General features: G+C 57.0%; 20 protein-coding genes and 1 riboswitch. Of the genes, 12 read left to right on the top strand and 8 right to left on the bottom strand.

The annotated features are described in order from the left end of the window. Window positions 1–193: 193 nt before the first annotated feature. Window positions 194–2,374, top strand: coding sequence for a catalase/peroxidase HPI (gene katG / locus D5067_RS22580; protein ID WP_119938146.1), 2,181 nt, complete (start codon window positions 194–196; stop codon window positions 2,372–2,374). 83 nt (window positions 2,375–2,457) lie between these two features. Here katG and gldA read toward each other — a convergent pair whose 3' ends face one another. The 3 genes from gldA to ptsP are packed head-to-tail and all read right to left on the bottom strand — an operon-like array spanning window position 2,458 to window position 6,752. Next, the gene (gene gldA / locus D5067_RS22575) at window positions 2,458–3,561 is read right to left on the bottom strand and encodes a bifunctional L-1,2-propanediol dehydrogenase/glycerol dehydrogenase (RefSeq protein ID WP_119938147.1); all 1,104 of its coding nucleotides are present in this window, start codon (window positions 3,559–3,561) and stop codon (window positions 2,458–2,460) included. Window positions 3,562–3,573: 12 nt separating this feature from the next. Beyond that, window positions 3,574–4,236 carry a fructose-6-phosphate aldolase gene (gene fsa / locus D5067_RS22570; RefSeq protein ID WP_119938148.1) on the bottom strand — a complete coding sequence of 221 codons (663 nt, stop codon included), beginning with the start codon at window positions 4,234–4,236 and terminating at the stop codon, window positions 3,574–3,576. Window positions 4,237–4,250: 14 nt separating this feature from the next. Then, entirely contained in the window at window positions 4,251–6,752 is a 2,502-nt protein-coding gene (gene ptsP, locus D5067_RS22565) for a phosphoenolpyruvate--protein phosphotransferase (RefSeq protein ID WP_119938149.1), read from the bottom strand. Between the two features lie 304 nt (window positions 6,753–7,056). Between ptsP and D5067_RS22560 the strand changes: the two genes are divergently transcribed. From D5067_RS22560 to D5067_RS22540, 5 genes are read left to right on the top strand one after another with little or no spacing between them, the layout of a single operon-like run. Further along, a complete protein-coding gene (locus D5067_RS22560; RefSeq protein ID WP_119938150.1) occupies window positions 7,057–8,136 on the top strand; it encodes a PTS fructose transporter subunit EIIC in 1,080 nt (359 codons plus the stop codon). 14 nt (window positions 8,137–8,150) lie between these two features. Beyond that, a complete protein-coding gene (locus D5067_RS22555; protein WP_023326311.1) occupies window positions 8,151–8,471 on the top strand; it encodes a PTS fructose-like transporter subunit IIB in 321 nt (106 codons plus the stop codon). 52 nt (window positions 8,472–8,523) lie between these two features. Beyond that, window positions 8,524–10,818: a formate C-acetyltransferase gene (locus D5067_RS22550; protein ID WP_119938151.1), complete on the top strand. Its 2,295-nt coding sequence runs from the start codon at window positions 8,524–8,526 to the stop codon at window positions 10,816–10,818. Further along, on the top strand, window positions 10,784–11,659 hold the full coding sequence (locus tag D5067_RS22545; RefSeq protein WP_119938152.1) for a [formate-C-acetyltransferase]-activating enzyme: 876 nt from the start codon (window positions 10,784–10,786) through the stop codon (window positions 11,657–11,659). The genes D5067_RS22550 and D5067_RS22545 overlap by 35 nt, the downstream gene beginning before the upstream one ends. A gap of 2 nt (window positions 11,660–11,661) precedes the next feature. After that, window positions 11,662–12,018 carry a PTS fructose-like transporter subunit IIB gene (locus D5067_RS22540; protein WP_119938153.1) on the top strand — a complete coding sequence of 119 codons (357 nt, stop codon included), beginning with the start codon at window positions 11,662–11,664 and terminating at the stop codon, window positions 12,016–12,018. Here D5067_RS22540 and D5067_RS22535 read toward each other — a convergent pair. The 3 genes from D5067_RS22535 to argE all read right to left on the bottom strand — a co-directional run bounded on the left by D5067_RS22535 (window position 12,005) and on the right by argE (window position 17,030). Beyond that, on the bottom strand, window positions 12,005–12,853 hold the full coding sequence (locus tag D5067_RS22535) for a helix-turn-helix transcriptional regulator (RefSeq protein WP_119938166.1): 849 nt from the start codon (window positions 12,851–12,853) through the stop codon (window positions 12,005–12,007). The genes D5067_RS22540 and D5067_RS22535 overlap by 14 nt on opposite strands. Before the next feature lie 102 nt (window positions 12,854–12,955). Continuing rightward, the gene (gene ppc / locus D5067_RS22530) at window positions 12,956–15,607 is read right to left on the bottom strand and encodes a phosphoenolpyruvate carboxylase (RefSeq protein WP_119938154.1); all 2,652 of its coding nucleotides are present in this window, start codon (window positions 15,605–15,607) and stop codon (window positions 12,956–12,958) included. 271 nt (window positions 15,608–15,878) lie between these two features. Then, on the bottom strand, window positions 15,879–17,030 hold the full coding sequence (gene argE, locus D5067_RS22525; RefSeq protein ID WP_119938155.1) for an acetylornithine deacetylase: 1,152 nt from the start codon (window positions 17,028–17,030) through the stop codon (window positions 15,879–15,881). Window positions 17,031–17,118: 88 nt separating this feature from the next. Here argE and argC point away from each other — a divergent pair, with 88 nt between their 5' ends. The 4 genes from argC to oxyR all read left to right on the top strand — a co-directional run bounded on the left by argC (window position 17,119) and on the right by oxyR (window position 21,650). Continuing rightward, entirely contained in the window at window positions 17,119–18,123 is a 1,005-nt protein-coding gene (gene argC, locus D5067_RS22520) for an N-acetyl-gamma-glutamyl-phosphate reductase (RefSeq protein ID WP_119938156.1), read from the top strand. 6 nt (window positions 18,124–18,129) lie between these two features. Continuing rightward, a complete protein-coding gene (gene argB, locus D5067_RS22515) occupies window positions 18,130–18,906 on the top strand; it encodes an acetylglutamate kinase (protein ID WP_119938157.1) in 777 nt (258 codons plus the stop codon). Between the two features lie 103 nt (window positions 18,907–19,009). Further along, window positions 19,010–20,383 carry an argininosuccinate lyase gene (argH, locus tag D5067_RS22510; protein WP_119938158.1) on the top strand — a complete coding sequence of 458 codons (1,374 nt, stop codon included), beginning with the start codon at window positions 19,010–19,012 and terminating at the stop codon, window positions 20,381–20,383. A gap of 349 nt (window positions 20,384–20,732) precedes the next feature. Then, window positions 20,733–21,650 carry a DNA-binding transcriptional regulator OxyR gene (gene oxyR, locus D5067_RS22505; RefSeq protein ID WP_119938159.1) on the top strand — a complete coding sequence of 306 codons (918 nt, stop codon included), beginning with the start codon at window positions 20,733–20,735 and terminating at the stop codon, window positions 21,648–21,650. Here the strand turns inward: oxyR and sthA are convergent. Then, a complete protein-coding gene (gene sthA / locus D5067_RS22500; RefSeq protein ID WP_119938160.1) occupies window positions 21,633–23,033 on the bottom strand; it encodes a Si-specific NAD(P)(+) transhydrogenase in 1,401 nt (466 codons plus the stop codon). The genes oxyR and sthA overlap by 18 nt on opposite strands. Window positions 23,034–23,229: 196 nt before the next feature. On the opposite strand from sthA, the gene fabR reads away from it, so the two are divergent. Both fabR and D5067_RS22490 read left to right on the top strand, forming a co-directional pair. Next, window positions 23,230–23,868, top strand: coding sequence for an HTH-type transcriptional repressor FabR (fabR, locus tag D5067_RS22495; RefSeq protein ID WP_125915679.1), 639 nt, complete (start codon window positions 23,230–23,232; stop codon window positions 23,866–23,868). Between the two features lie 9 nt (window positions 23,869–23,877). After that, window positions 23,878–24,237, top strand: coding sequence for a YijD family membrane protein (locus D5067_RS22490; RefSeq protein ID WP_119938162.1), 360 nt, complete (start codon window positions 23,878–23,880; stop codon window positions 24,235–24,237). A 56-nt stretch (window positions 24,238–24,293) separates the two neighbouring features. On the opposite strand, the gene trmA is transcribed toward D5067_RS22490, so the two are convergent. Continuing rightward, window positions 24,294–25,394, bottom strand: a complete 1,101-nt coding sequence (trmA, locus tag D5067_RS22485; RefSeq protein ID WP_119938163.1) for a tRNA (uridine(54)-C5)-methyltransferase TrmA — start codon at window positions 25,392–25,394, stop codon at window positions 24,294–24,296. A 104-nt stretch (window positions 25,395–25,498) separates the two neighbouring features. Further along, window positions 25,499–25,674: riboswitch (cobalamin riboswitch) on the top strand. The last annotated feature ends 2 nt before the right edge of the window (window positions 25,675–25,676 follow it).

The following is a 25,676-nucleotide window of genomic DNA, read 5'->3' as shown; positions in this document are numbered from 1 at the left end:
TTCGGAGGGTTTTTTGATTTATAAGGGTTTTATTTTCCCGCCATATCGGCAATGCTGGTTTTGACGTATAAAAGTCACATATTTTCAAAGTGTAATTAAACGGAATTAACTATCGAATCTGTGGGTTATCCCAACTATACCTTATCAATAAGGGCGTATATCGTAACGGTAACACTGTAAAGGGAGCATAGCGATGAGCACGTCAGACGATACCAATAATGCGGCATCAGCCGGCAAATGCCCGTTCCATCAGGGCGGCGTCGATCATAGCGCAGGTGCAGGCACCAGCAGTAAAGAGTGGTGGCCTAAGCAACTCCGCATCGACCTTCTGAACCAACATTCCAATCGTTCGAACCCATTGGGTGAAGACTTCGACTACCGCAAAGAATTTAGCAAGCTTGATTACTCTGCTCTCAAGGGCGATCTCAAAGCCCTGTTGACCGATTCACAGCCCTGGTGGCCAGCCGACTGGGGCAGCTACGCGGGCCTGTTTATTCGTATGGCCTGGCACGGCGCGGGTACCTATCGCTCCGTTGACGGACGCGGCGGTGCCGGACGCGGGCAACAGCGCTTTGCGCCGCTGAACTCCTGGCCGGATAACGTCAGCCTGGATAAAGCACGCCGTCTGCTGTGGCCGATTAAGCAAAAATACGGACAAAAAATCTCCTGGGCTGACCTCTTTATCCTTGCGGGTAACGTGGCGCTGGAGAACTCCGGCTTCCGCACCTTTGGTTTCGGTGCCGGTCGTGAAGACGTCTGGGAACCGGATCTGGACGTGAACTGGGGCGATGAAAAAGCCTGGCTGACCCACCGTGACCCGGAAGCGCTGGCGAAGCGCCCGCTGGCCGCCACCGAAATGGGCCTGATTTACGTCAACCCGGAAGGTCCAAACGCCAGCGGCGATCCGCTGTCGGCAGCGGCGGCAATTCGCGCCACCTTCGGCAACATGGGAATGAACGACGAAGAGACCGTGGCGCTGATTGCGGGCGGCCATACCCTCGGTAAAACCCACGGTGCGGGAGAGGCGACGCATGTCGGTACCGATCCGGAAGCGTCACCGATTGAAGCGCAGGGCCTGGGCTGGACCAGTACACACGGTACCGGTATCGGCGCAGACGCCATCACCTCCGGTCTGGAAGTGATCTGGTCGCAAACGCCAACCCAGTGGAGTAACTACTTCTTCGAGAACCTGTTCAAATACGAATGGGTGCAGACCCGCAGCCCGGCAGGTGCGATTCAGTTTGAAGCCGTCGATGCGCCGGACATTATGCCTGACCCGTTCGACCCGTCGAAAAAACGCAAGCCAACCATGCTGGTTACCGACCTGACGCTGCGCTTCGACCCGGAATTCGAAAAAATTTCTCGTCGCTTCCTGAACGATCCGCAGGCCTTTAACGAAGCCTTCGCGCGCGCGTGGTTCAAGCTGACCCACCGCGATATGGGGCCAATTTCCCGCTATATTGGGCCAGAAGTGCCGAAAGAAGAACTCATCTGGCAGGATCCGCTGCCGCAGCCGTTCTTCCATCCAACCGCAGCAGATATTGAAAGCCTGAAGTCTGATATCGCGGCGTCCGGTCTTTCCGTGAGCGAACTGGTGTCCGTTGCCTGGGCGTCTGCTTCGACCTTCCGCGGTGGTGATAAGCGCGGTGGGGCAAACGGTGCGCGTCTGGCGCTGGCGCCTCAGCGTAGCTGGGATGTTAACGCCGCGGCCGTGCGCGCTCTGCCCGTACTGGAAGAGATTTATAAGTCCTCCCATAAAGCTTCGCTGGCCGACATCATCGTGCTGGCGGGTGTCGTTGGCGTTGAGCAGGCAGCGAAAGCCGCAGGCGTTTACGTCAACGTTCCGTTCACGCCGGGCCGCGTGGACGCGCGTCAGGATCAGACGGATATCGAGATGTTTAACCTGCTCGAACCGATTGCCGACGGCTTCCGTAACTACCGTGCGCAGGTGGATGTTTCCACCACCGAGTCACTGCTGATCGACAAAGCCCAGCAGCTGACGTTAACCGCGCCGGAACTGACGGTGCTGATCGGCGGCCTGCGCGTGCTGGGTGCGAACTTTGACGGCAGCAAGAATGGCGTCTTTACAGACCGAGAAGGCGTGCTGAGCACCGATTTCTTCGTCAACCTGCTGGATATGAACACCCAGTGGAAAGCCACCGACGAGTCAAACGAGCTGTTTGCCGGAAGCGATCGTGCCAGCGGTGAGGTGAAATACACCGCGACCCGCGCCGACCTGGTATTCGGTTCCAACGCCGTCCTGCGTGCGCTGGCAGAGGTTTATGCCAGTGATGATGCGCATGAGAAGTTTGTCCGCGACTTCGTTGCCGCATGGGCGAAGGTGATGGATCTGGACCGGTTTGACCTGCAATAACCCCTGTGCCGGGTGGCGCTAACGCTTACCCGGCCTACGGGCAAAAAAATCCCCGCATCAGCGGGGATTTTTATTCACGCTATTTACTCCCATTCCTGCAGGAAGCGCTGCCCGTACTGGTCCGCCACCAAAAGCGCCGCGTAAACCTGATCCGGCGTCACGCCACCGGGCATGTTGTGGATGGTTTCACCTTCCGCGCAGGACGCTTCCGCTATCAGACGCATTTTGGCCGGAATATCCTCTTTGATGTTCAGCTGTGCCAGCGTGATCGGCAGCCCAACGCTGTGGCAAAGCGCCGCAACGGTCTCGATCTCTTCTACCGGCGCGTTTTCCAGCACCAGCTGCGTCAGCGTGCCGAACGCCACTTTTTCGCCGTGATAGAAGTGATGCGCATCCGGCACCGCCGTCATGCCGTTGTGAATGGCGTGCGCCGCCGCCAGCCCGCCGCTTTCAAACCCGACGCCGCTCAGATAGGTATTGGCTTCGATGATGCGTTCCAGCGCGGGCGTCACCACATGCTGCTCCGCCGCGAGCATCGCCTTCTCACCCTCTTCAACGAGCGTGTTGTAGCACAGCTCGGCCAGCGCTAACGCTGCCTGCGTGCATTTACCGCCGGCCATGGTGGTTGCGCCGCTGCGCGAGCAGGCGCGCGCTTCAAACCAGGTTGCCAGCGCGTCGCCAATCCCTGCTGCCAGCAGGCGTGCAGGCGCGCCCGCGACCACTTTAGTGTCGACGATAACCATGTTCGGGTTGTGCGGCAGCATCAGGTAGCGATCGAATTCGCCGCTGTCGGTGTAAATTACGGAAAGCGCGCTGCACGGCGCGTCTGTGGAGGCGATGGTAGGGGCTATCGCAACGGGCACATCCATAAAGTGGGCCAGCGCTTTGGCGGTATCCAGGGTTTTTCCCCCGCCAATACCCAGCACGGCCATGCAGTCGGCGCCGTCGGCCAGCTTTTTCAGGCGATCGATTTCGTTTTGCGAACATTCGCCGCCGAATGGCGCGATTTCAGCATGAAGTTCAGCCTGCTCGAAGCTTTTACGCAGAGTCTCTTCTGCGAAACCCAGCACAAATTTATCGCCGACAACCAGCCAGCGCTGTGCCAGCGGTTTCAGATAGTCGCCGAGACGGGTAAGCACATCAGCACCCTGGATGTATTTTCCAGGTGATTGAATGATACGGTCCATAACAGTTCTCCCTTAGAGGTTGAGGTTACCAAACGCGTTTTTCCAGTCCTGCTCAAACTTCTCTATGGCAGACTCTACCGCCGGCGTGCCGAGCATTTGTTGCGCTACATCTAAAGGAAGCGTGATTGCTTCACATCCGGCAAGCAGGCAGTCCAGCGCCTGGCGCGGCGTTTTGAAGCTGGCGGCCAGCACCCTGCTGTCCGGCGCGTGCAGTTCGAGCAGGGATTGCAGCTCCTGCACCATGCGAATGCCGTCGCCGCCCTGAGCGTCAACGCGGTTCACGTACGGCGCGACATATTTCGCGCCTGCCAGCGCGGCGAGCAATCCCTGCGAGGCGCTGTAAACGGCGGTGCCCAGCGTGGTAATGCCCTCTTTTTTCAGCGTCTTGATCGCGATAAGCCCCTCAGCCGTCACCGGGATTTTCACCACGATGTCCGGAATGGCGTTGCTCAGGCGTTTGGCCTCGGCCACCATGCCTTCTGCATCACGGCTCATGGTCTGGGCAAACAGGGTGCCTTCCGGCCCGATGGCCTGCTGCAGGCGCGGCAGCACCTCCCAGATGGATTCACGGCCAGCCGCCACAATGCTTGGGTTGGTGGTGACGCCCGCAATCGGAAAAATGCGCGCCAGGCGTTCGACTTCCGCCACGTTAGCGGTATCCAGGTACAGTTCCATTACTCTTCCTCGTATTAAAGTTCTAATTCGTGTTCCAACAGGGAGGCGATGGCCTCTTCTGAACTGGCATTGACCAGCGCGCTGCGGAAATCGTCATGCATGATGCGGCGGGCCAGGCGCGAGAAAATGCGCATATGCTGGTCGCCCGCGGCGTGTTTGTTCAGCGTCAGCATGATGATGAACTGCGCTTCTTCATCGCCCCACATGACCGGCGATTTCAGACGTGCAACGCTGATGGTGGATTGCTCAATATGCTCAGATTTGCTGTGCGGAATGGCGAAGCTGAAGCCAAGCCCGGTGGAGAAAACGGCCTCGCGCGCCCACAGGTCGGCCTCCAGCTTGCGGGGATAGCGGCAGCGCCCGGCGAGCAAAAGGTTATCGGTCATCCCTTTCATGACCTCTTCTTTACTGTTCCAGTCGTTATCCAGCGAAATACAGCGTGGCGTCACCAGCGGCGTGTCCTGCTGGTTCATGCGGAACTGCGCCAGCAGGTGTTCCACTTCAAGCGACGTTCGGCACGCCATCGCCTGGTTCAGAAGCTGACGACAGGCGCGGCTGTCTAAATGTGCCAGACGGGCCTTGGTTGCCGGAATGGCGGGCGATCCCATGCTCAGCTCATCCAGCCCCAGACCCACCAACAGCGGCAGTACCGAGCCTTTTGCGCCCAGCTCGCCGCACAGGCCAATCCATTTTCCCTGACGGTGGACGGCCTGCACCGCGTAATCCAGCGCGCGCAGGAAGGCGGGGTTCAGGCTGTTGTAGTGGCGGGTAACTTTGGCGTTGTCGCGGTCGACGGCCAGAAGATACTGCGTCAGGTCGTTGCTGCCGATGCTAAAGAAATCAATCTCTTCGCAGCACTGATCGATAATGAACATCACCGACGGCACTTCCAGCATGATGCCGAGCGGGATTTTTTCATCAAAAGGAACGTGTTCAGCGCGAAGCTGCTGTTTCGCTTCGGCGAGCTTCTCTTTGACCCACAGGATCTCTTCCATAGATGAGATCATCGGGATCATGATCTTCAGGCTACCGTGGGCGGACGCGCGGAGGATCGCCCGAAGCTGGGTGGTGAAAAGCGCTGAATACTCTTCGTAAATGCGTACGGCGCGGTAGCCTAGGAATGGGTTGTTTTCCGCCGGGATATTCAGATACTCCACCGGCTTATCGCCGCCGATATCCATGGTCCTTACGATAATGCTTCGTCCGTTTGCGCTTTCCAGTGCCTGACAGAAAATGTTGTACAGCTCGCTTTCGCCGGGTGCGCTGGTGCGGTCCATATACAGCATTTCGGTGCGAAACAGGCCGACGCCCTCAGCGCCGTTACCGAATGCCGCCTGAGCTTCCACCGCGTGGGCGATGTTCGCCGCAATCTCTATGCGCAGGCCGTCGGAAGTTCTCGCTTCCCGGTCAAGCCAGATGCGTTGCTGCTCGCGTATTGCCTGCTGGACGCGCGCTTCCTGGTGATAGTAACGTGCCACGGCTTCGGTACTATTGACGACCACCGCACCGGCGTTGCCATCGACAAAGACAGGCTGGTTGCGCCACTGAAGCAGACCTTGGCTATCGACGCCGACCAGCGTGGGAATATTAAATGAGCGCGCAAGAATAACGGTATGCGAAGTGGTTCCGCCGCTTTTTAACAGCAGCCCTTTGAGCAGGGTTTTATCCAGTTCCAGGAACTGGCCGGGAGTGAGGTCTTCTGCAAGGCAGACGGTCGGCTGCGTCAGCTGGCCCGGTGCCGGGAAGCGCTGTTCACCGTATATCTGCTGCAAAAGCTGATAGCAAACATCGCGCACATCCAGCACGCGTTCCTGCAGGTAGCTGCTGCTGGAACGAGAGAACTCATCGCAGAAATGGTTGGCCGTGGCGATTGTTGCCTGCGCGCAGCTAAGCCCCTGGCTCACGCCCGCAAGAAGATGCTGTCGCAGTGAGCCATCCGTAGCAAGCGATCGGTGCGCGTCGAGAATCGCGCTGGCGGTGCTGTCGCTGTCCAGCGCGCGCAGCTCAATATTTTTCACCAGCAGGGTAAGGCCGTTATCCAGCGCGGACTGCTCTTCTTCTATCCCTTTTGCTGCGGGTATGTTAGTCAGGGCATTGAGATCCAGCGAGGCCAGTAACGTCAGAATACCCTGGGCGCTGCCGCTGCAAACGGGAAGGGCACGGAACAGGGTTGGGTTAAGGCGCGTGAGGGATTCTGGCAGCGGATCAAGTTCGGTATTGATGGCTTCTGCAAGCGGTGCGTCGCAGTGGGGGAACTCCTCTCGCAGCCATTTTTCCAGCTGCTGATAGGCGCGTTGTTCATCCTCTCCCTCGATCACCAGCCGACAGGCATCGCCAGCCAGCGTATCGGTGCCAATCAGTGCCAGCGCGCTCCTGGCATCACCTTTCCGGTCCGTACGCAGGTTGTGCCACTCAATGTGCGACGTAAAGGTATTGCACAGCGTTTCAACATGACTTGCCGGACGCGCGTGAACACCGTTGGGCAATTCACAGGTAAATTCCACTACCAGAGCCATACACATACTCCCGAAACGAATAGACATTCACTGAGCACAGGATACGAGCGTGGTGACGAATCGCGCCATGTGACAAATCTGCCAAAAGCTGGACAAATGTAATGTCACTCGAAAAGTGAGATTTGACTCACAGGTTAGGGCATTTTGCGTAATGCCAGATAGCGTTGAAATGTCGAGGCGGATCGCATTTTTATTTCGACATTACAAAAATCCAGTAAATGGCCTTTTTGTCTCCTGTCCGACATCTTCCTGATTGCCTATTGTTTGCCACAACATCTTTATGGATATAGGCCAGGAGCGACATATGAAAGAGTTGGTGCATATTCTCAAGAACACGCGGCAGCATCTGATGACAGGGGTGTCGCACATGATCCCGTTCGTGGTTGCGGGCGGTATTTTGCTGGCCGTCTCGGTCATGCTTTATGGCAAGGGCGCGGTACCGGATGCAGCAACCGATCCCAACCTCAAAAAGCTATTCGATATCGGCGTGGCGGGGTTAACGCTGATGGTGCCTTTCCTGGCCGCTTATATTGGTTATTCCATTGCTGAACGTGCCGCACTGGCTCCCTGCGCTATTGCCGCCTGGGTCGGTAACAGCTTCGGAGCGGGTTTCTTCGGCGCCATTATTGCCGGGATCCTCGGTGGGATTGTGGTCTGGTATCTGAAGAAACTGCCGGTTCCGAAAGTGCTGCGCTCCGTCATGCCTATCTTCATCATCCCTATCATCGGCACCTTTGTTACCGCAGGCATCATGATGTGGGGGCTGGGTGAGCCTGTCGGTGCGCTGACCACTGGTCTCACCCAGTGGCTGCAGGGCATGCAGCAGGGCAGCATTGTGGTACTGGCCGTCATCATCGGGCTGATGCTGGCCTTTGACATGGGCGGCCCGATTAACAAAGTGGCTTACGCCTTCATGCTGATCTGCGTGGCTCAAGGTGTTTACACCGTAGTGGCAATTGCGGCGGTCGGTATCTGTGTGCCTCCTCTGGGTTTAGGCCTGGCGACGCTGATTAACCGCAAAAACTTTACCGCCGAAGAACGCGAAGCAGGGAAGGCGGCGCTGGTGATGGGCTGTGTGGGCGTGACCGAAGGGGCGATTCCGTTCGCCGCCGCCGACCCTCTGCGCGTTATTCCTTCCATCATGCTCGGCTCCGCGTGCGGTGCGGTAACTGCCGCCGTGATGGGCGCACAGTGCTACGCCGGATGGGGCGGGCTGATCGTTCTGCCGGTAGTCGACGGCAAGCTGGGCTACATCGCGGCGGTTGCTGTTGGGGCGGTAGTGACGGCTGTTAGCGTCAACGTGCTGAAAAGTATCGCTCGCAAGAATGCAAAACAGGTCGAGGAAAAAGAGGACGACCTGGATCTGGATTTCGAAATTAACTGAGTGAGGAAGAGAACATGGCCCGAATTATCGCAGTAACAGCATGCCCGTCTGGCGTTGCCCATACCTACATGGCGGCCGAAGCGCTGGAAAGTGCCGCAAAAGCCAAAGGTTGGGAAGTGAAGGTTGAAACGCAGGGGTCGATCGGCCTTGAGAACGAACTGACGGCAGAAGACGTTGCTGCCGCGGATATGGTGATCCTGACCAAGGATATCGGCATTAAATTTGAGGAGCGCTTTGCCGGGAAGACCATTGTACGCGTCAATATCAGCGACGCGGTAAAACGCGCCGACGCCATCATGAACAAGATTGACGCCCACCTGGCACAAACCGCCTGATGCTCTCCCGCTCTTCGGGGCGGGCTCGTTTTTCCGTTACAGGAGTTCCCTCATGACGAATCGTACCCAGCGTTTGAAAGACGCACTCTTTGCCAGTCCGCGCGAGATCTCGCTTGAGCGTGCCTTGCTTTATACCGCCAGCCATCGGCAGACGGAAGGCGAGCCGGTGATCATCAGACGCGCAAAAGCGACGGCGTACATTCTTGACCATGTGAACATCGCGATTCGTGATGAGGAGTTGATTGCCGGGAACCGCACCGTTAAACCGCGAGCAGGCATTATCTCGCCCGAGATGGACCCCTACTGGCTGCTTGAAGAGCTGGATCAGTTTGCCACCCGTCCGCAGGATCGCTTCGACATCAGCGACGAGGATAAGCAGACCTACCGTGACGTGCTGTATCCCTACTGGGAAAAGCGGTCGATGAAGGATTTCATCAACAGCCAGATGACGGCCGAGGTGAAAGCGGCCGTTGCCACGCAGATTTTCAGCGTCAACCAGACGGATAAAGGTCAGGGGCATATCATTATTGATTACCCACGCCTGCTCAATAATGGCCTGGGGGCGCTGGTGGCGGAAATGCGTGAACACTGCGCCCGCGATGCCCATAACGCTTTCTATGCTGCGGCGCTGCTTCTGCTTGAAGCCTGCCAGCGCCATATCCTGCGCTACGCGTCGCTGGCTGAAGCGTTGGCTGTTAACAGTGACGCGCCACGCCGTGAGGAATTACTGAAAATTGCCGACATCTCGCGCCACAACGCGCAGCACCAGCCACAAACGTTCTGGCAGGCGTGTCAGCTTTTCTGGTACATGAACGTGATTTTGCAGTACGAATCCAACGCCAGCTCGCTCTCAATCGGCCGCTTTGACCAGTATATGCTGCCGTTTTACCAGGCCTCGCTCTCACAGGGCGAAGAACCCGCGTTCCTGAAAGAGCTGCTTGAATCACTATGGGTCAAGTGCAATGACGTGGTGCTTCTGCGTTCGACCAGCAGCGCTCGTTACTTTGCGGGTTTCCCGACCGGGTATACCGCACTATTGGGCGGCCTGACGGAAAGCGGCCGCAGTGCGGTAAACGTGCTCTCCTTCCTGTGCCTGGATGCCTACCAGAGCGTTCAGCTTCCGCAGCCGAACTTGGGTGTGCGGGTGAACGAACTTATCGACAGGTCTTTCCTGCTCAAAACCGCAGAGACAATTCGTCTGGGCACCGGCATTCCGCAAATTTTTAACGACGAAGTAGTGGTCCCTGCCTTCCTGAATCGCGGCGTTTCGCTGGAGGACGCGCGCGATTACGCTGTCGTCGGCTGCGTTGAGCTATCGATTCCCGGCAAGACCTATGGCCTGCACGATATCGCCATGTTTAACCTGCTGAAAGTCATGGAAATCGCCATGCAGGAAAACGAGGGCAATGCCGGGCTTACCTACGAGGAATTGCTCGAACATATTCGCTTCAAGATTAATCACTACATTGCGCTAATGGCTGAGGGTAGCAATATTTGCGATATCGGCCATCGTGACTGGGCTCCGGTGCCTTTGCTCTCTTCTTTTATCAGCGATTGCCTGGATGCGGGAAAAGACATTACCGAGGGTGGCGCACGCTATAACTTTTCCGGCGTGCAGGGTATCGGGATAGCAAACCTGAGTGATTCACTACATGCATTAAAAGGGCTGGTTTTTGAACAGCAGCGCTTAAGTTTTAATGAGCTCTTAGCGGTGTTAAAAGCGAACTTCGCTACGCCTGACGGCGAAAAAATCCGTGCCCGGTTGATCAATCGCTTCGAAAAATACGGCAATGATATCGATGATGTCGACAACATCAGCGCTGAACTGCTGCGCCACTACTGTAAAGAGGTCGAAAAATACCGGAACCCGCGCGGCGGACAGTTCACGCCGGGCTCTTATACCGTATCGGCACACGTGCCGCTGGGTGCTGTTGTTGGCGCGACACCGGATGGACGCTTTGCCGGCGAGCAACTGGCGGATGGCGGGCTCTCACCGATGCTTGGGCAAGATATGCAGGGCCCAACGGCGGTACTCAAATCGGTGAGCAAGCTGGATAACTACCTGTTATCCAACGGTACGCTGCTAAACGTCAAATTCACACCAGCGACGCTGGAAGGCGACGCCGGGCTACAAAAGCTGGCGGATTTCCTTCGTGCCTTCACGCAGCTAAAGTTGCAGCATATTCAGTTCAACGTGGTGAATGCGGACACGCTGCGTGAAGCGCAACAGCGTCCGCAGGATTTTGCCGGTCTGGTCGTACGCGTGGCCGGATACAGTGCCTTCTTTGTTGAGTTATCGAAGGAGATCCAGGATGACATTATCCGCCGCACAGCGCATCAGCTGTGACGTGGTTGAAACGCGCGCCGACGAGGCGCGTATTTTCAACATCCAGCGCTACTCGTTGAATGACGGACGCGGCATCCGTACGGTGATCTTTTTTAAAGGCTGTCCTCACCGCTGTCCGTGGTGCGCTAACCCGGAGTCGATCTCGCCGAAAATCGAGACGGTGCGCCGGGAGAGCAAATGCTTACACTGTACGCCCTGTCTGCGGGACGCCGATGAGTGCCCCTCCGGCGCGTTTGAACACATTGGGCGGGATGTGACGCTGGATGAGCTGGAACACGAGGTGATGAAAGACGATGTATTCTTTCGCTCATCGGGCGGTGGGGTCACGCTTTCCGGTGGGGAAGTGTTGATGCAGGCACCATTTGCGACGCAGCTTTTACGGAAGCTGCGTCACTACGGCGTACATACGGCCATCGAAACGGCGGGCGATGCGCCGTTGTCCCGCTTACTGCCTTTGGCGCGTCAGTGTGATGAAGTGCTGTTTGATGTGAAAATAATCGATGAGGAACAGGCGCGTTCACTGCTGGCAATGAATCTGCCCAGAGTGCTCAATAATTTTATGCAGCTGGTGGCGAAAGGGATAAACGTGATCCCCCGCGTACCGCTTATTCCGGGCTATACGCTCAGTGAAACGAACATGGCGCGCGTGCTGGCGTTTCTGCTACCTTCTGGAATACGGCAGCTGCATTTACTGCCGTTTCATCAGTACGGAGAGCCAAAATATCGCTTGCTGGGGCAGGAGTGGGGGATGCAGCAGGTGGTTCCTCCAACAGAAGAAGAGATTTCAGCAATGCGCCTGATGGCGGAACGTGAAGGATTCAACGTCACCGTAGGAGGTTGAGAATGACAGTGCTAACGGGACGCCATCTGGTGGCGGTAACTGCGTGTGTTAGCGGCGTAGCGCATACCTACATGGCTGCCGAACGGCTGGAAAAACTTTGCCAGCAAGAGAAGTGGACCGTTCACATCGAGACCCAGGGCGCATTAGGCGTTGAAAATGCACTAACGGATAATGATATACGCCGCGCTGATGTTGTTTTATTGATCACAGACATCGAGCTGGCGGAAAGTGAGCGTTTCGAAAAGGCCCGCTATGTGAAGTGCGGGATTAATGCCTTTTTGCGCGATCCACAGAAGGTTATGGGCGCAGTACGAAAACTGCTTTCCGCGCCACAACATACTCAGGTCATTCTGGATTAGCCGCTTTTTCGGTGAGCTGGCTGTGATACTGGCGGCGATACTCCGAAGGCGAGCGCTCGGTGTTTTTACGAAATAATCGACAGAAGTAATTACTGTCGACAAATCCGCAGGCGTGAGCCACCTCTTTCACCTTTAAATCATATCCCTTCAGCAGCTGACGCGCATGCTCCAGCCTGGTATGGGTGAGGTATTCGTTAAACCCCACTGCGCCAGTTTTCTGAAAAAGGTGCGACAGATAGTTGGGTGAGATGTAAAACGCCTGAGCAACGGATTCCCGGGTTAGCGATGCTGCGTAGTGTTCATCAATGTACACCCTGATGGCTTCGAACAGAGCCTGACTGCGGGAGGCGGTTTGGATCTGGCTACCCAGCAGGTCGACGCAGTGGCTAAGCAGGCTGGCGATAATCAGCCGCGCGGTTTGCTGCTCGTGCGGCTGCATCTGCATTTCATGGAGCGTCTGTAAGAGTAGCGATCCAATGCGCGGACCGCGGCGGGCGACGTGCTGCTTCGTCAGGTTATGAACGTCTACACCATCCCACTGCAGGAGGCTAAACCCAAGCTGCTGTTTGCCAAACAGGATGCTCAGCGTTGTTGCGGGTGCTTGCCATTGTGGATTATTCCAGCCGCCAGCCGGGACGTATAAAACATCACCCTGCTGTAAAAGGAAGGCAGCCTGGTCTTTCATTGAACCTTCGATCACGATTTCCAGGCGTGGAAAATCGACCTTCAGAGCAAGTTCGGGGGCAGGGGGGTTAGCGTTTGCGAAATGCACCTGTCGCAGCGGCAACGTGCCAGCGATCAGGTCAGTCAGGATGTGTGTGATGTCGTATTGCATGGTGTGAATACCGAGGTATTGCCCGGCGGCGCTGGCGCTTGCCGGGCCTACGAAAAGCATATTGTAGGCCGGGTAAGCGTAAGCGCCACCCGGCAAAACCGATTAGCCGGTGTTACGCATACCTGCCGCAACGCCTGCAATCGTCACCATCAGCGCCTGTTCAACGCGTGGATCCGGCTCTTTACCTTCCTCTTCCGCCAGACGCGAACGGTGCAACAGCTCCGCCTGCAGAACGTTCAGCGGATCGGTGTAGATGTTACGCAGCTGGATAGACTCGGCAATCCACGGCAGATCTTCCATCAGATGCGAGTCGTTGGCGATATCCAGGACCACTTTGATGTCGCCTTCCAGCAGTTCGCGCAGCTCTTTGCCCAGCGTCCACAGCTCGGGTTTCACCAGACGCTGATCGTAATATTCCGCCAGCCACAGGTCGGCTTTCGAGAAGACCATCTCCAGCATGCCCAGACGGGTAGAGAAGAACGGCCAGTCGCGGCACATGGCTTCCAGATCGCTCTGCTTGCCGTCTTCCACCACTTTTTGCAGCGCCGCGCCGGCGCCCAGCCAGGCGGGCAGCATCAGGCGGTTTTGCGTCCAGGCGAAGATCCACGGAATCGCGCGCAGAGACTCAACGCCGCCGGTTGGGCGACGCTTGGCCGGACGCGAGCCCAGGGGCAGTTTACCCAGCTCCTGCTCAGGCGTGGCTGAACGGAAGTAAGGCACGAAATCTTTGTTTTCACGCACGTAGCCGCGGTACAGATCGCAGGAGATATCTGACAGCTCGTCCATGATGCGGCACCAGGACTCTTTCGGCTCCGGCGGCGGCAGCAGGTTTGCTTCCAGTATCGCGCTGGTATAGAGCGACAGGCTGCTGATGGTCACTTCCGGCAGGCCGTACTTGAAGCGGATCATCTCGCCCTGCTCGGTGACGCGCAGGCCGCCTTTCAGGCTTCCCGGCGGCTGTGACAGCAGCGCTGCGTGAGCAGGCGCGCCGCCTCGGCCAATTGAGCCACCGCGTCCATGGAACAGCGTCAGCTCAATACCGGCTTTCTCGCAGGTTTTGATCAGCGCGTCCTGCGCCTGGTACTGCGCCCAGGAGGCCGCCATCACGCCCGCGTCTTTTGCGGAGTCGGAATAGCCAATCATCACCATCTGTTTGCCCTGGATGAAGCCGCGATACCAGTCGATGTTCAGCAGCTGCGTCATGACATCGTTGGCGTTGTTCAGGTCGTCGAGGGTTTCAAACAGCGGCGCCACCGGCAGGGCATAGTCGATACCGGCTTCTTTCAGCAGAAGGTGAACGCCCAGCACGTCGGACGGGGTTTTCGCCATGGAGATCACATAGGCAGCCACCGATCCTTTCGGCGCATCCACGATCGCTTTACAGGTGTTGAGCACTTCGCGTGTGTCGTTGCTTGGCTCCCAGCTGCGCGGCAGCAGAGGGCGCTTGGAGTTCAGCTCGCGGATCAGGAACGCCTGCTTGTCGGCTTCGGACCAGCTTTCATAGTCGCCGATGCCGAGATAGCGGGTCAGCTCGCCCAGCGCTTCGGTATGGCGGGTGCTCTCCTGACGCACGTCGATACGCACCAGCGGCACGCCAAAACACTTCACGCGGCGCAGGGTGTCGAGCAGCTCGCCGTTGGCGATGATGCCCATTCCGCAGGCCTGCAGCGATTGATAACAGGCATAGAGCGGATCCCAGAGCTGTTCGTTCTGGCTCAGCAGGCCTTCCGGCTTCGGCAGGCGCTGGCCTTTCAGGCGCGCTTCCAGCCAGGCCTGAGTGGCCATCAGCTGACCACGCAGTTTTTTCATCAGGAAACGGTACGGCTCGCTGGCGCCTTCTTCACCGGCCAGCTCGCGCAGTTCCGGCGTGGCTTCAACCATCGACAGCTCGGAGATCAGCACCTGAATGTCCTTCAGGAACAGATCGGTGGCTTTCCAGCGGCTCAGCAGCAGGACGTGGCGGGTAATTTCCGCGGTCACGTTCGGGTTGCCGTCGCGGTCGCCGCCCATCCAGGAGGTGAAGCGTACTGGAACAAAATCGACCGGCAGGCGGTAGCCCAGGTTCTCTTCCAGCTGTTCGTTCAGCTCGCGAAGGTAGTTCGGAACCCCTTCCCACAGGCTGTTTTCCACCACCGCAAAGCCCCATTTGGCTTCATCAACCGGGCTAGGGCGATGCTTACGGATTTCATCGGTGTGCCAGGACTGGGCAATCAGCTGGCGCAGGCGGCGCATCAGCTGGTTACGCTCGTAGTCGGCAATGTCTTTATTATCCAACTGCTTCAGACAGTTGTTCACTTCCACCATTTTGTGGATGAGTGTACGACGGGTGATTTCGGTTGGGTGTGCGGTCAGCACCAGCTCAAGCGAAAGGGATTCCACCGCTTTTTTAATGGTGGCTTCGTTGAGGTCTGGCTGATCTTTGAGTTTACGAAGGGTTTTGGCAATGACTTCCGGGTTGCTGGCAGCTTCACCTTTTGGCGAAATGCTGTGGTATTGCTCAGCGGTATTCGCGAGGTTCAGGAACTGGCTGAACGCGCGGGCAACAGGCAAGAGCTCATCATTAGACAGGTTCTGCAGCGTGGTGAGCAGCTCCTGACGATTGGCCTCGTTACCTGCACGGGAAGATTTGGACAGCTTGCGGATGGTTTCAACGCGGTCGAGGATGTTCTCCCCCAGCGCATCTTTGATGGTATCTCCAAGCACTTTGCCGAGCATACTGACATTACTACGCAACGCGGAATATTGTTCGTTCATAAAAACCCAGTCACCCCATCATTTTTGTTTATGCCCAGTCGAAAATCTTTTGGACATTATTTTGTCATCTCCCTTTATAAAGCCACGTAAAACCCCCGTCGTCAATTGCTGCGAAAACGGTTCAGCAAACGAATAAATGCGGGTAATTTACGAAATTTAATTCGCATTGCGTCAGATAAGAGATGCTTATGAGAATGTGACAGAGATCATGCGATTTGTTGCCCTCACCCTAACCCTCTCCCACAGGGAGAGGGGACTCGTAGGTGCGGTTTTAATGCCAGCAGAAGTGATGCACAACCTGGGTAATCAGTTCGCGGGTTGGCTTGATGAAGCGGGTTTCCAGATATTCATCCGGCTGGTGCGCCTGGTTGATAGATCCGGGACCAAGCACCAGCGTCGGGCACAGGGTCTGAATAAACGGCGCTTCGGTACAGTAATTCACTACGTCGGTTTTCTCACCGAGCAGTTTTTCCACTACCTGGACCAGCTGGTGATCCGGCGGGCATTCATAACCCGGGATCGGCGGATGCAGCTCGGAGACCGTCAGGCGGCCCGGCCAGCGCTCGCTAACCGGGGCCAGCGCTTCATTCAGCAGGCCGTCGAGATCGCTCAGCGTCATGCCCGGCAGCGGGCGGATGTCCATGTGCAGTTCGCAGCAGGCGCAGATGCGGTTGGAGGCATCCCCGCCGTGCAGGCTGCCGAGGTTCAGCGTTGGATACGGCACGGTAAACGCCTCGTAGTGATAGCGCTCCTTCAGGTCGTCGCGCAGGGTCATGATGCGGCCGATGGCGTCATGCATCAGCTCGATGGCGTTCACCCCGCGCGCCGGATCGCTGGAGTGGCCGGACTGGCCCAGCACGCGCACGGCGGTAGAAATGTGGCCTTTATGCGCGCGAATCGGCTGCAGAGAGGTTGGCTCACCGATAATCGCGCAGTCCGGGCGAATCGACGTGTTTTCAGAGAAGTAGCGCGCGCCCGCCATGCTGGTCTCTTCATCGGCGGTTGCCAGAATGTAGAGCGGCTTCTTCAGCGTTGTCACGTCTACGTCACGCAGCGCGTCGAGGATAAAGGCGAAGAAGCCTTTCATATCCGCCGTGCCCAGGCCGTAAAGCTTGTTGTCGTGCTCGGTCAGGGTGAACGGGTCACGCGTCCAGCGGCCATCGTCAAAGGGAACGGTATCCGTATGACCGGCCAGCAGCAGGCCGCCCGCGCCGTTTCCGGTACTGGCGAGCAGGTTGAATTTGTGGCGTGTTCCGGGGACGGGCTGAACCTCAACGTTAAACCCAAGATCGCTAAACCAACCCGCCAGCAGATTGATTAAAGACTCATTGCTCTGATCCAGCGCTTCTTCCGTTGCGCTGATGGACGGAGTGGCAATCAGGGCGCGGTAGATCTCGATAAATGGCGGTAAGTTCATTTTCATTGTTGACACACCTTAGGTCGTGATAGTATCAATATTCATGCAATAAATGTGAATAAAAATACATTAACGTTGAGCATAAAGGAACCCGATGTTGAATACGCTGATTGTAGGCGCTAGCGGTTATGCGGGCGCAGAGCTTGTAAGCTACGTGAATCGCCATCCACATATGACCATAACCGCTTTGACCGTGTCAGCGCAAAGCAATGATGCAGGAAAGTTAATTTCCGATTTGCATCCGTGGCTTAAGGGCATTGTTGACCTTCCGCTGCAGCCGATGTCCGACATCAGCGCGTTCACCGACGGCGTTGACGTGGTGTTCTTAGCCACGGCGCACGAGGTCAGCCACGACCTGGCACCGCAGTTTCTGGCGGCCGGCTGCGTGGTGTTCGACCTCTCCGGCGCGTTTCGCGTCAACGACGGCGCGTTCTACGAAAAATATTACGGTTTCACCCATCAGCATCCGGATCTGCTTGAAAAAGCGGTGTACGGCCTGGCGGAGTGGAGCGCGGATAAGCTGAAAGAAGCGAATCTCATTGCCGTACCGGGCTGCTACCCGACGGCGGCGCAGCTTTCCCTGAAGCCGCTGATCGACGCGGGCCTGCTGGATCTAAACCAGTGGCCGGTGATCAACGCCACCAGCGGCGTAAGCGGAGCAGGGCGTAAGGCCGCTATCTCCAACAGCTTCTGCGAAGTCAGCCTTCAGCCATATGGCGTGTTTAATCACCGTCACCATCCTGAAATCACCACCCATCTTGGCGCGGACGTTATTTTCACCCCGCATCTGGGCAGCTTCCCGCGCGGGATCCTCGAAACTATTACCTGCCGCCTGAAGCCGGGCGTGACCAAAGAGCAGGTTGCTGAGGTCTTCACGCAGGCGTATGCGGATAAACCGCTGGTGCGCCTGTACGACAAAGGCGTGCCGGCGCTGAAAAACGTGGTCGGTCTGCCGTTCTGCGATATCGGTTTTGCCGTACAGGGTGAGCATCTCATCGTAGTGGCCGCAGAAGATAACTTACTCAAAGGCGCTGCCGCACAGGCAATGCAGTGCGCAAATATTCGTTTCGGCTTCCCTGAAACGCAGGCTCTTATTTAAGGTGTGATGATGAACCCATTAATTATCAAACTCGGTGGTGTACTGCTGGACAGCGAAGAAGCGCTGGAGCGTCTGTTTACCGCGCTGGTGAACTATCGTGAATCACACCAACGTCCGCTGGTGATTGTACACGGCGGCGGCTGCGTGGTGGATGAGCTGATGAAAGGTCTCAACCTGCCGGTGGTAAAGAAGAACGGCCTGCGCGTGACGCCTGCCGACCAGATTGACATCATTACCGGCGCGCTGGCGGGCACGGCGAACAAAACGCTGCTGGCGTGGGCGAAGAAACACCACATCGCGTCCGTTGGCCTCTATCTGGGCGATGGCGACAGCGTAAAAGTGACCCAGCTCGACGAAGCGCTCGGCCACGTTGGACTCGCGCAGCCAGGTTCGCCTAAGCTGATTAACACCCTGCTGGAGGGCGGGTTCCTGCCGGTGGTGAGCTCCATCGGCGTGACCGAAGAGGGTGAGTTGATGAACGTCAACGCTGACCAGGCGGCAACCGCGCTGGCGTCAACGCTCGGCGCAGATCTTATCCTGCTCTCTGACGTGAGCGGTATTCTGGACGGTAAAGGACAGCGCATTGCGGAAATGACCGCCGAGAAAGCCGAGCAGCTGATTGACCAGGGTATTATCACCGACGGTATGATCGTCAAGGTGAATGCCGCGCTGGACGCCGCGCGCACGCTCGGCCGTCCCGTGGATATCGCCTCCTGGCGTCACGCGGAGCAGCTCCCGGCGCTGTTTAACGGCACGCCGATTGGCACGCGTATTCTGGCGTAATCGATTTAATGCCCGGCGGCGCTCTGCTTGCCGGGCCTACAAGACCGTAGGCCGGGTAAGCAGAGCGCCACCCGGCAGAACTAACGAATAAAGGAATCATGTTATGGCACTTTGGGGTGGGCGTTTTACACAGGCAGCGGATCAGCGGTTCAAACAGTTCAACGACTCTTTGCGCTTCGACTACCGCCTGGCCGAACAGGATATTGTCGGCTCTGTGGCCTGGTCCAAAGCGCTGGTGACGGTGGGTGTTCTGACCGCAGACGAACAATTGCAGCTGGAAGAAGCGCTGAACAATCTGCTGGAAGAGGTGCGTCTTAATCCGCAGCAGATCCTCGAAAGCGATGCTGAAGATATTCACAGCTGGGTGGAAGGCAAGCTTATCGACAAGGTCGGCCAGCTGGGTAAAAAGCTCCACACCGGACGTAGTCGTAACGACCAGGTCGCCACCGATCTCAAGCTGTGGTGTAAAGATACCGTCGGCGAACTGCTGGCGGCCAACCGCCAGCTGCAGAGCGCGCTGGTGGATACCGCGCAGCACAACCAGGACGCGGTGATGCCGGGTTATACCCACCTGCAGCGCGCGCAGCCGGTGACCTTTGCGCACTGGTGTCTGGCCTACGTTGAGATGCTGGCGCGTGATGAAAGTCGTCTTCAGGATACGCTCAAGCGTCTGGACGTCAGCCCGCTGGGCAGCGGCGCGCTGGCCGGTACGGCGTATGAAATCGACCGTGAACAGCTGGCAGGCTGGCTGGGCTTTGCCTCCGCCACCCGTAACAGCCTGGACAGCGTCTCTGACCGCGACCACGTGCTGGAGCTGCTCTCGAATGCCTCTATCGGCATGGTGCACCTGTCGCGCTTTGCCGAAGATCTGATCTTCTTCAACTCTGGCGAAGCGGGCTTCGTCGAGCTGTCCGACCGCGTAACCTCAGGCTCATCACTGATGCCGCAGAAGAAAAACCCGGACGCGCTGGAGCTGATCCGCGGGAAGTGTGGCCGCGTGCAGGGCGCGCTGACCGGCATGATGATGACCCTGAAAGGGCTGCCGCTGGCGTACAACAAAGATATGCAGGAAGACAAGGAAGGGCTGTTCGACGCGCTCGACACCTGGCTGGACTGTCTGCATATGGGCGCGCTGGTGCTGGACGGCATTCAGGTGAAACGTCCGCGCTGCCAGGAAGCGGCGCAGCAGGGCTATGCTAACTCCACCGAGCTGGCGGACTACCTGGTGGCGAAAGGCGTACCGTTCCGCGAGGCGCACCATATTGTCGGCGAAGCGGTGGTCGAGGCGATTCGTCAGGGCAAGCCGCTCGAAGATCTGACGCTGGCCGACCTGCAGAAATTCAGCGCGGTGATTGGGGACGATGTGTATCCGATTCTGGCGCTGCAGTCCTGCCTGGATAAGCGTGCTGCGAAAGGCGGCGTGTCGCCGAAGCAGGTGGCGCAGGCGATTGCGGATGCGAAAAACCGGTTGGTTTGACAATATTGCGGTGTGATGCCCTCACCCCAACCCCTCTCCCACGAGGAGAGGGGCTCGATCGGTTCCCTCTCCCCCCGGGAGAGGGGTAGGGTGAGGGAAAAACGTAGCCTGGCTTAGCGCCGGGCTTTTTTACGCAAAAAAAAAGCGGACCACGGGGTCCGCAAAAGTTCACGTTGGCTTTAGTTGTTCGAGTTTTGAGAGAAACTCGCTGACGGTGCGGGACTTCAAGGGTCAAACAGGTACCGCCTCGTCTATGTGGTGTATTATTCAACAGAATGCTTGATAGGGATAATCGTTCATTGCTATGCTATCTATCGCCATGAACTATCGTGGCGACGGAGGATGAATAATGAATATTCGTGATCTTGAATACCTGGTAGCGTTAGCCGAGCACCGCCACTTTCGCCGCGCGGCAGATTCCTGCCACGTCAGCCAGCCGACGCTGAGCGGCCAGATCCGCAAGCTGGAAGATGAGCTGGGCGTGATGCTGCTGGAGCGCACCAGTCGTAAGGTACTGTTCACCCAGGCAGGTTTGCTGCTGGTGGATCAGGCGCGCACCGTGCTGCGCGAGGTCAAAGTGCTGAAGGAAATGGCAAGCCAGCAGGGGGAGGCGATGTCCGGCCCGCTGCATATCGGCCTGATCCCTACCGTTGGCCCGTACCTGTTGCCGCAAATCATTCCGATGCTGCACCAGACGTTCCCGAAACTTGAAATGTACCTGCATGAAGCGCAAACCCATCAGCTGCTTGCGCAGTTAGATAGCGGCAAGCTCGACTGTGCGATTCTGGCGCTGGTTAAAGAAAGTGAGGCCTTTATCGAGGTGCCGCTGTTCGATGAGCCGATGATGCTGGCGATCTATGAAGATCACCCGTGGGCGAACCGCGATCGCGTACCGATGGCCGATCTGGCCGGCGAAAAGCTGCTGATGCTGGAAGATGGCCACTGCCTGCGCGATCAGGCGATGGGCTTCTGCTTTGAAGCGGGTGCTGACGAAGATACCCATTTCCGCGCAACCAGCCTGGAAACGCTGCGTAATATGGTCGCGGCGGGAAGCGGTATTACGCTGCTGCCTGCGCTGGCCGTGCCGCGCGAGCGCAAGCGTGATGGCGTGGTCTATCTGCCGTGCATTAAGCCGGAGCCGCGTCGCACCATTGGCCTCGTTTATCGTCCGGGTTCACCGCTGCGCAGCCGCTATGAGCAGCTGGCAGAGGCCATCCGTGGTTCGATGGATGGCCATTTTGACAACGCGTTAAAACAGGCGGTTTAAGCCGTTCAGCGCTGCTACCCGGTAGGCTTCCGCCATGGTCGGGTAGTTAAAGGTGGTGTTAACGAAGTACTCGATGGTGTTACCACCACCTTTTTGCTCCATTATCGCCTGGCCGATATGAATGATTTCCGCCGCACGTTCACCAAAGCAGTGAATACCGAGGATCTCTTTCGTATCGCGATGGAACAAAATCTTCAGCGTACCTACGCTCATCCCCACGATTTGCGCCCGCGCCAGATGTTTAAACTGCGCGCGACCCACCTCGTAAGGCACCTTCATGGCCGTCAGCTGCTGCTCGGTTTTCCCCACAGAGCTGATTTCCGGAATGGTATAAATGCCCGTAGGGATATCTTCAATCAGATGCGCCGTCGCTTCACCTTTCACCAGCGCCTGAGCCGCAATGCGGCCCTGGTCGTAAGCCGCTGACGCCAGGCTCGGGTAGCCAATCACGTCACCGACGGCATACACGTGCGGCAGCGCGGTCTGGTACATGCTGTTGACCTTTAGCTGACCGCGGCTGTCGGTCTCAAGGCCGATGTTTTCCAGCTGCAGCGAATCAGTGTTGCCGGTGCGGCCGTTGGCATACAGCAGGCAGTCCGCTTTCAGCTTCTTGCCGGACTTCAGGTGCATGATCACGCCGTCGTCGCAGCCTTCGATCTTCTCGTACTCTTCGTTGTGGCGAATGACCACACCGCTGTTCCAGAAGTGATAGGAGAGCGAATCTGACATCTCCTGATCGAGGAACGCCAGCAGACGGTCGCGGGTGTTGATCAGGTCTACTTTGACCTCCATTCCGCGGAAGATCGACGCATATTCGCAGCCAATCACGCCCGCGCCGTAGATAATCACATGGCGGGGTTCGTGGTGCAGGCTGAGAATGGAGTCGCTGTCGTAAACGCGCGGATGCGAGAAGTCTACGTCGGCCGGATGGTACGGACGTGAACCGCAGGCGATCACGAATTTTTCGGCGGTGATGGTTTCAACCGAACCGTCGTGGCACTCAAGCGCCAGCGTGTGTTCATCCACAAAGTGCGCGTTGCCCTGCAAAATCTCACAGTGGTTACGCTCATAAAACCCCTGACGCATCCGCGTCTGCTGGTTAATGACGGTATCCGCGTGATTCAGGATGTCGGCAAAGGAGGAACGGAGAAGTCGGGAATGGTCGCTGTAGAGAGGGTTCTGGTTAAATTCGATAATGCGGCTAACGGCGTGGCGGAGGGCTTTTGAAGGGATGGTGCCCCAGTGGGTGCAACCGCCGCCAACATTATGGTAGCGCTCAATGACCGCTACTCTGGCTCCCTGTTTCACCAGCCCCATAGCAGCACCTTCGCCGCCGGGGCCGGAACCAATAACTATTGCGTCGTAATCGTAGGAATGTGACATGGCAAGGCTTACCTGTTCTTATACATAAAAGCAACAGAATCATAACATCATTGCAGAAGTAACCCAATTATCGTTGTGCTTTTTTCGGGCAGTGGAGCACAAACCGCGCGTAAACAATCATTCACAAAGCCAGGCAAACAGATTAATTTTATTCTCTGGTATAGTGCCAGCAGGCCTTTGGAAGGATTCAACTATCGTGATGGGCGTAAGAGCACAACAAAAAGAGAAAACCCGGCGTTCGCTGGTGGAAGCGGCATTCAGTCAACTGAGTGCTGAGCGAAGTTTTGCCAGTTTGAGCCTGCGCGAAGTCGCACGCGAGGCCGGGATTGCGCCAACGTCCTTCTATCGTCATTTCCGTGATGTGGATGAACTGGGCCTGACGATGGTCGACGAGAGCGGGCTAATGCTGCGCCAGCTTATGCGTCAGGCGCGTCAGCGTATCGCAAAAGGGGGCAGCGTGATCCGTACCTCCGTATCGACCTTTATGGAATTTATCGGCAATAACCCCAACGCATTTCGTCTGTTACTGCGCGAGCGTTCGGGGACATCGGCCGCGTTTCGTGCCGCCGTCGCGCGTGAAATTCAGCATTTCATCGCGGAACTTGCCGACTATCTTGAAATCGAAAACCATATGCCGCGTGCTTTTACCGAAGCCCAGGCTGAAGCGATGGTCACTATTGTCTTCAGCGCCGGTGCTGAAGCGCTGGATGTCAGCATTGAACAACGCAAGCAGCTCGAAGAGCGACTGGTACTGCAGCTCAGGATGATCTCCAAAGGCGCGTATTACTGGTATCGCCGTGAACAAGAAAAGTTGGCACATCAAACCGATGAGTGAAGGTGAGTAATGAAACAGTCTGGTCAGGATAAAGGGACGCTGTTGCTGGCATTGATCGCTGGCTTATCTATTAATGGCACGTTTGCGGCTGTGTTTAGCTCGATCGTACCCTTCTCGATTTTCCCGATTATCGCGCTGGTGCTGACGGTGTACTGTCTGCATCAACGCTACCTGAACCGCACCATGCCGGTCGGGCTGCCGGGGTTGGCTGCCGCCTGCTTTATTCTGGGCGTGCTGCTGTTTAGCACCGTGGTGCGCGCGGAGTATCCGGATATCGGCTCTAACTTCCTGCCAGCGGTGCTGTCCGTGGCGCTGGTGTTCTGGATTGGCTCGCGTATGCGCAGCCGCAAGAACCAGCTATCCGAGTAATGAGGTATTTGTAGGGCAGGTAAGCGAAGCGCCACCTGCCAAAAAAGGCCAGCTAATTACTTCGCCGTGAGCAGTACGCCGCACTCCATATGATGGGTATACGGGAACTGATCGAACAGCGCCAGACGTTCAACCTTGTGCGTCTGGCTTAATGTTTCGAGGTTTTTGCACAGCGTCTCCGGGTTACAGGAGATGTACAAAATGCGCGGGTAAGCCTGCACCATCTTCTCGGTTTCGCTGTCAAGGCCACTGCGCGGTGGATCGACAAAAATCGTTTCACACTGGTAGCTCTTCAGGTCAATGCCCTGCAGACGGTTAAACTCGCGTACGCCGTTCATTGCCTGCGTAAACTCTTCGGCGGCCATACGAATAATCTGCACGTTGTCGATATGGTTAGCGGCAATATTGTACTGGGCAGCAGCAACCGACGGCTTGGCGATTTCGGTGGCCAGCACGCGATCGAAGTTGCGCGCCAGCGCCAGCGAGAAATTTCCGTTACCGCAGTACAGCTCAAGCAGATCGCCCGTTGACCCTTCCGTTGCCTTCAGCGCCCACTCCAGCATTTGTACGTTCATTGCGGCGTTCGGCTGAGTAAAGCTGTTCTCAACCTGGCGATAAACCATCTCTTTCCCCGCCACCGGCAGACGCTCGTCGATGTAATCCTGGTCCAGCATGATTTTCGTTTTCGTCGCGCGGCCAATCAGGTGAACGTTGATGTTCTGCGCGCGCAGCGCATCGCGCAGGGCTTCTGCGTGTTCGCGCCACTCGTCGTTTAATGCTTTGTGGTACAGCAGCGAGACAATCGCCTGGTTGCTTTGCGTAGTCAGGTAGTCAATCTGGAACAGCTTGTGGCGCAGGACAGGGTTATTGCGCACGCCGTCCATTATCAGCGTCATCAGCTGGTTAATAAGCTCACTCGCCGCCGGGAAGCTGTCCACGCGAATACGGGACTTCGTCTGCTGATCGAAAATGATGTGGTACAGGTCATCACCGTCATGCCAGATGCGGAATTCTGCACGCATGCGGTAGTGGCTGACAGGAGAGCGGAACACCTCGGGAACGGGCGCGTTGAACGGCGTCATCATACTTTGCAGGCGGACAACTTTCTCTGCCAGCTGCGCGTCGTACTGCTCTGTCGGGAGGTGTTCTGGGGTCATGATGCGTCCTGAGTGATAAAGAATTACGCGGGGATTGTAGGCATTGTTCAGGGGATGTCCAGATTTAATGGGCAATAGCTATCTGGACATCTATACGTGTCTAATTGTAGCATTCTGTTTCCGGTCTCCTGAGAGTGAAAAGGGAATCCAGTGTAAATCTGGAGCTGACGCGCAGCGGTAAAGACTGGCGGGATGAGAGTTGTAGACACTGTGAAAACGGGAAGTCTTCATCCATTAAACGCCACCTAGCCCGAAGACCTGCCGGGATCACGTCGCATTTGG

The organism is Enterobacter huaxiensis (genome assembly GCF_003594935.2).
In the GTDB taxonomy this organism is placed as follows: Bacteria; Pseudomonadota; Gammaproteobacteria; order Enterobacterales; family Enterobacteriaceae; genus Enterobacter; species Enterobacter huaxiensis.
The sequence above is the reverse complement of the archived record's forward strand: the minus strand, read 5'-3'. Positions and strand labels throughout refer to the sequence as shown.

Bases quoted from the DNA above. Each gene is read 5' to 3' on its own strand.
- ppc (WP_119938154.1), bottom strand. From the start codon at position 15,607: ATGAACGAACAATATTCCGCGTTGCGTAGTAATGTCAGTATGCTCGGC.
- D5067_RS22550 (WP_119938151.1), top strand. From the start codon at position 8,524: ATGACGAATCGTACCCAGCGTTTGAAAGACGCACTCTTTGCCAGTCCG.
- trmA (WP_119938163.1), bottom strand. From the start codon at position 25,394: ATGACCCCAGAACACCTCCCGACAGAGCAGTACGACGCGCAGCTGGCA.
- argH (WP_119938158.1), top strand. From the start codon at position 19,010: ATGGCACTTTGGGGTGGGCGTTTTACACAGGCAGCGGATCAGCGGTTC.
- D5067_RS22540 (WP_119938153.1), top strand. From the start codon at position 11,662: ATGACAGTGCTAACGGGACGCCATCTGGTGGCGGTAACTGCGTGTGTT.
- oxyR (WP_119938159.1), top strand. From the start codon at position 20,733: ATGAATATTCGTGATCTTGAATACCTGGTAGCGTTAGCCGAGCACCGC.
- fsa (WP_119938148.1), bottom strand. From the start codon at position 4,236: ATGGAACTGTACCTGGATACCGCTAACGTGGCGGAAGTCGAACGCCTG.
- D5067_RS22490 (WP_119938162.1), top strand. From the start codon at position 23,878: ATGAAACAGTCTGGTCAGGATAAAGGGACGCTGTTGCTGGCATTGATC.
- D5067_RS22545 (WP_119938152.1), top strand. From the start codon at position 10,784: ATGACATTATCCGCCGCACAGCGCATCAGCTGTGACGTGGTTGAAACG.
- gldA (WP_119938147.1), bottom strand. From the start codon at position 3,561: ATGGACCGTATCATTCAATCACCTGGAAAATACATCCAGGGTGCTGAT.
- sthA (WP_119938160.1), bottom strand. From the start codon at position 23,033: ATGTCACATTCCTACGATTACGACGCAATAGTTATTGGTTCCGGCCCC.
- katG (WP_119938146.1), top strand. From the start codon at position 194: ATGAGCACGTCAGACGATACCAATAATGCGGCATCAGCCGGCAAATGC.
- argB (WP_119938157.1), top strand. From the start codon at position 18,130: ATGATGAACCCATTAATTATCAAACTCGGTGGTGTACTGCTGGACAGC.
- argC (WP_119938156.1), top strand. From the start codon at position 17,119: ATGTTGAATACGCTGATTGTAGGCGCTAGCGGTTATGCGGGCGCAGAG.
- ptsP (WP_119938149.1), bottom strand. From the start codon at position 6,752: ATGGCTCTGGTAGTGGAATTTACCTGTGAATTGCCCAACGGTGTTCAC.
- D5067_RS22560 (WP_119938150.1), top strand. From the start codon at position 7,057: ATGAAAGAGTTGGTGCATATTCTCAAGAACACGCGGCAGCATCTGATG.
- D5067_RS22555 (WP_023326311.1), top strand. From the start codon at position 8,151: ATGGCCCGAATTATCGCAGTAACAGCATGCCCGTCTGGCGTTGCCCAT.
- D5067_RS22535 (WP_119938166.1), bottom strand. From the start codon at position 12,853: ATGCAATACGACATCACACACATCCTGACTGACCTGATCGCTGGCACG.
- argE (WP_119938155.1), bottom strand. From the start codon at position 17,030: ATGAAAATGAACTTACCGCCATTTATCGAGATCTACCGCGCCCTGATT.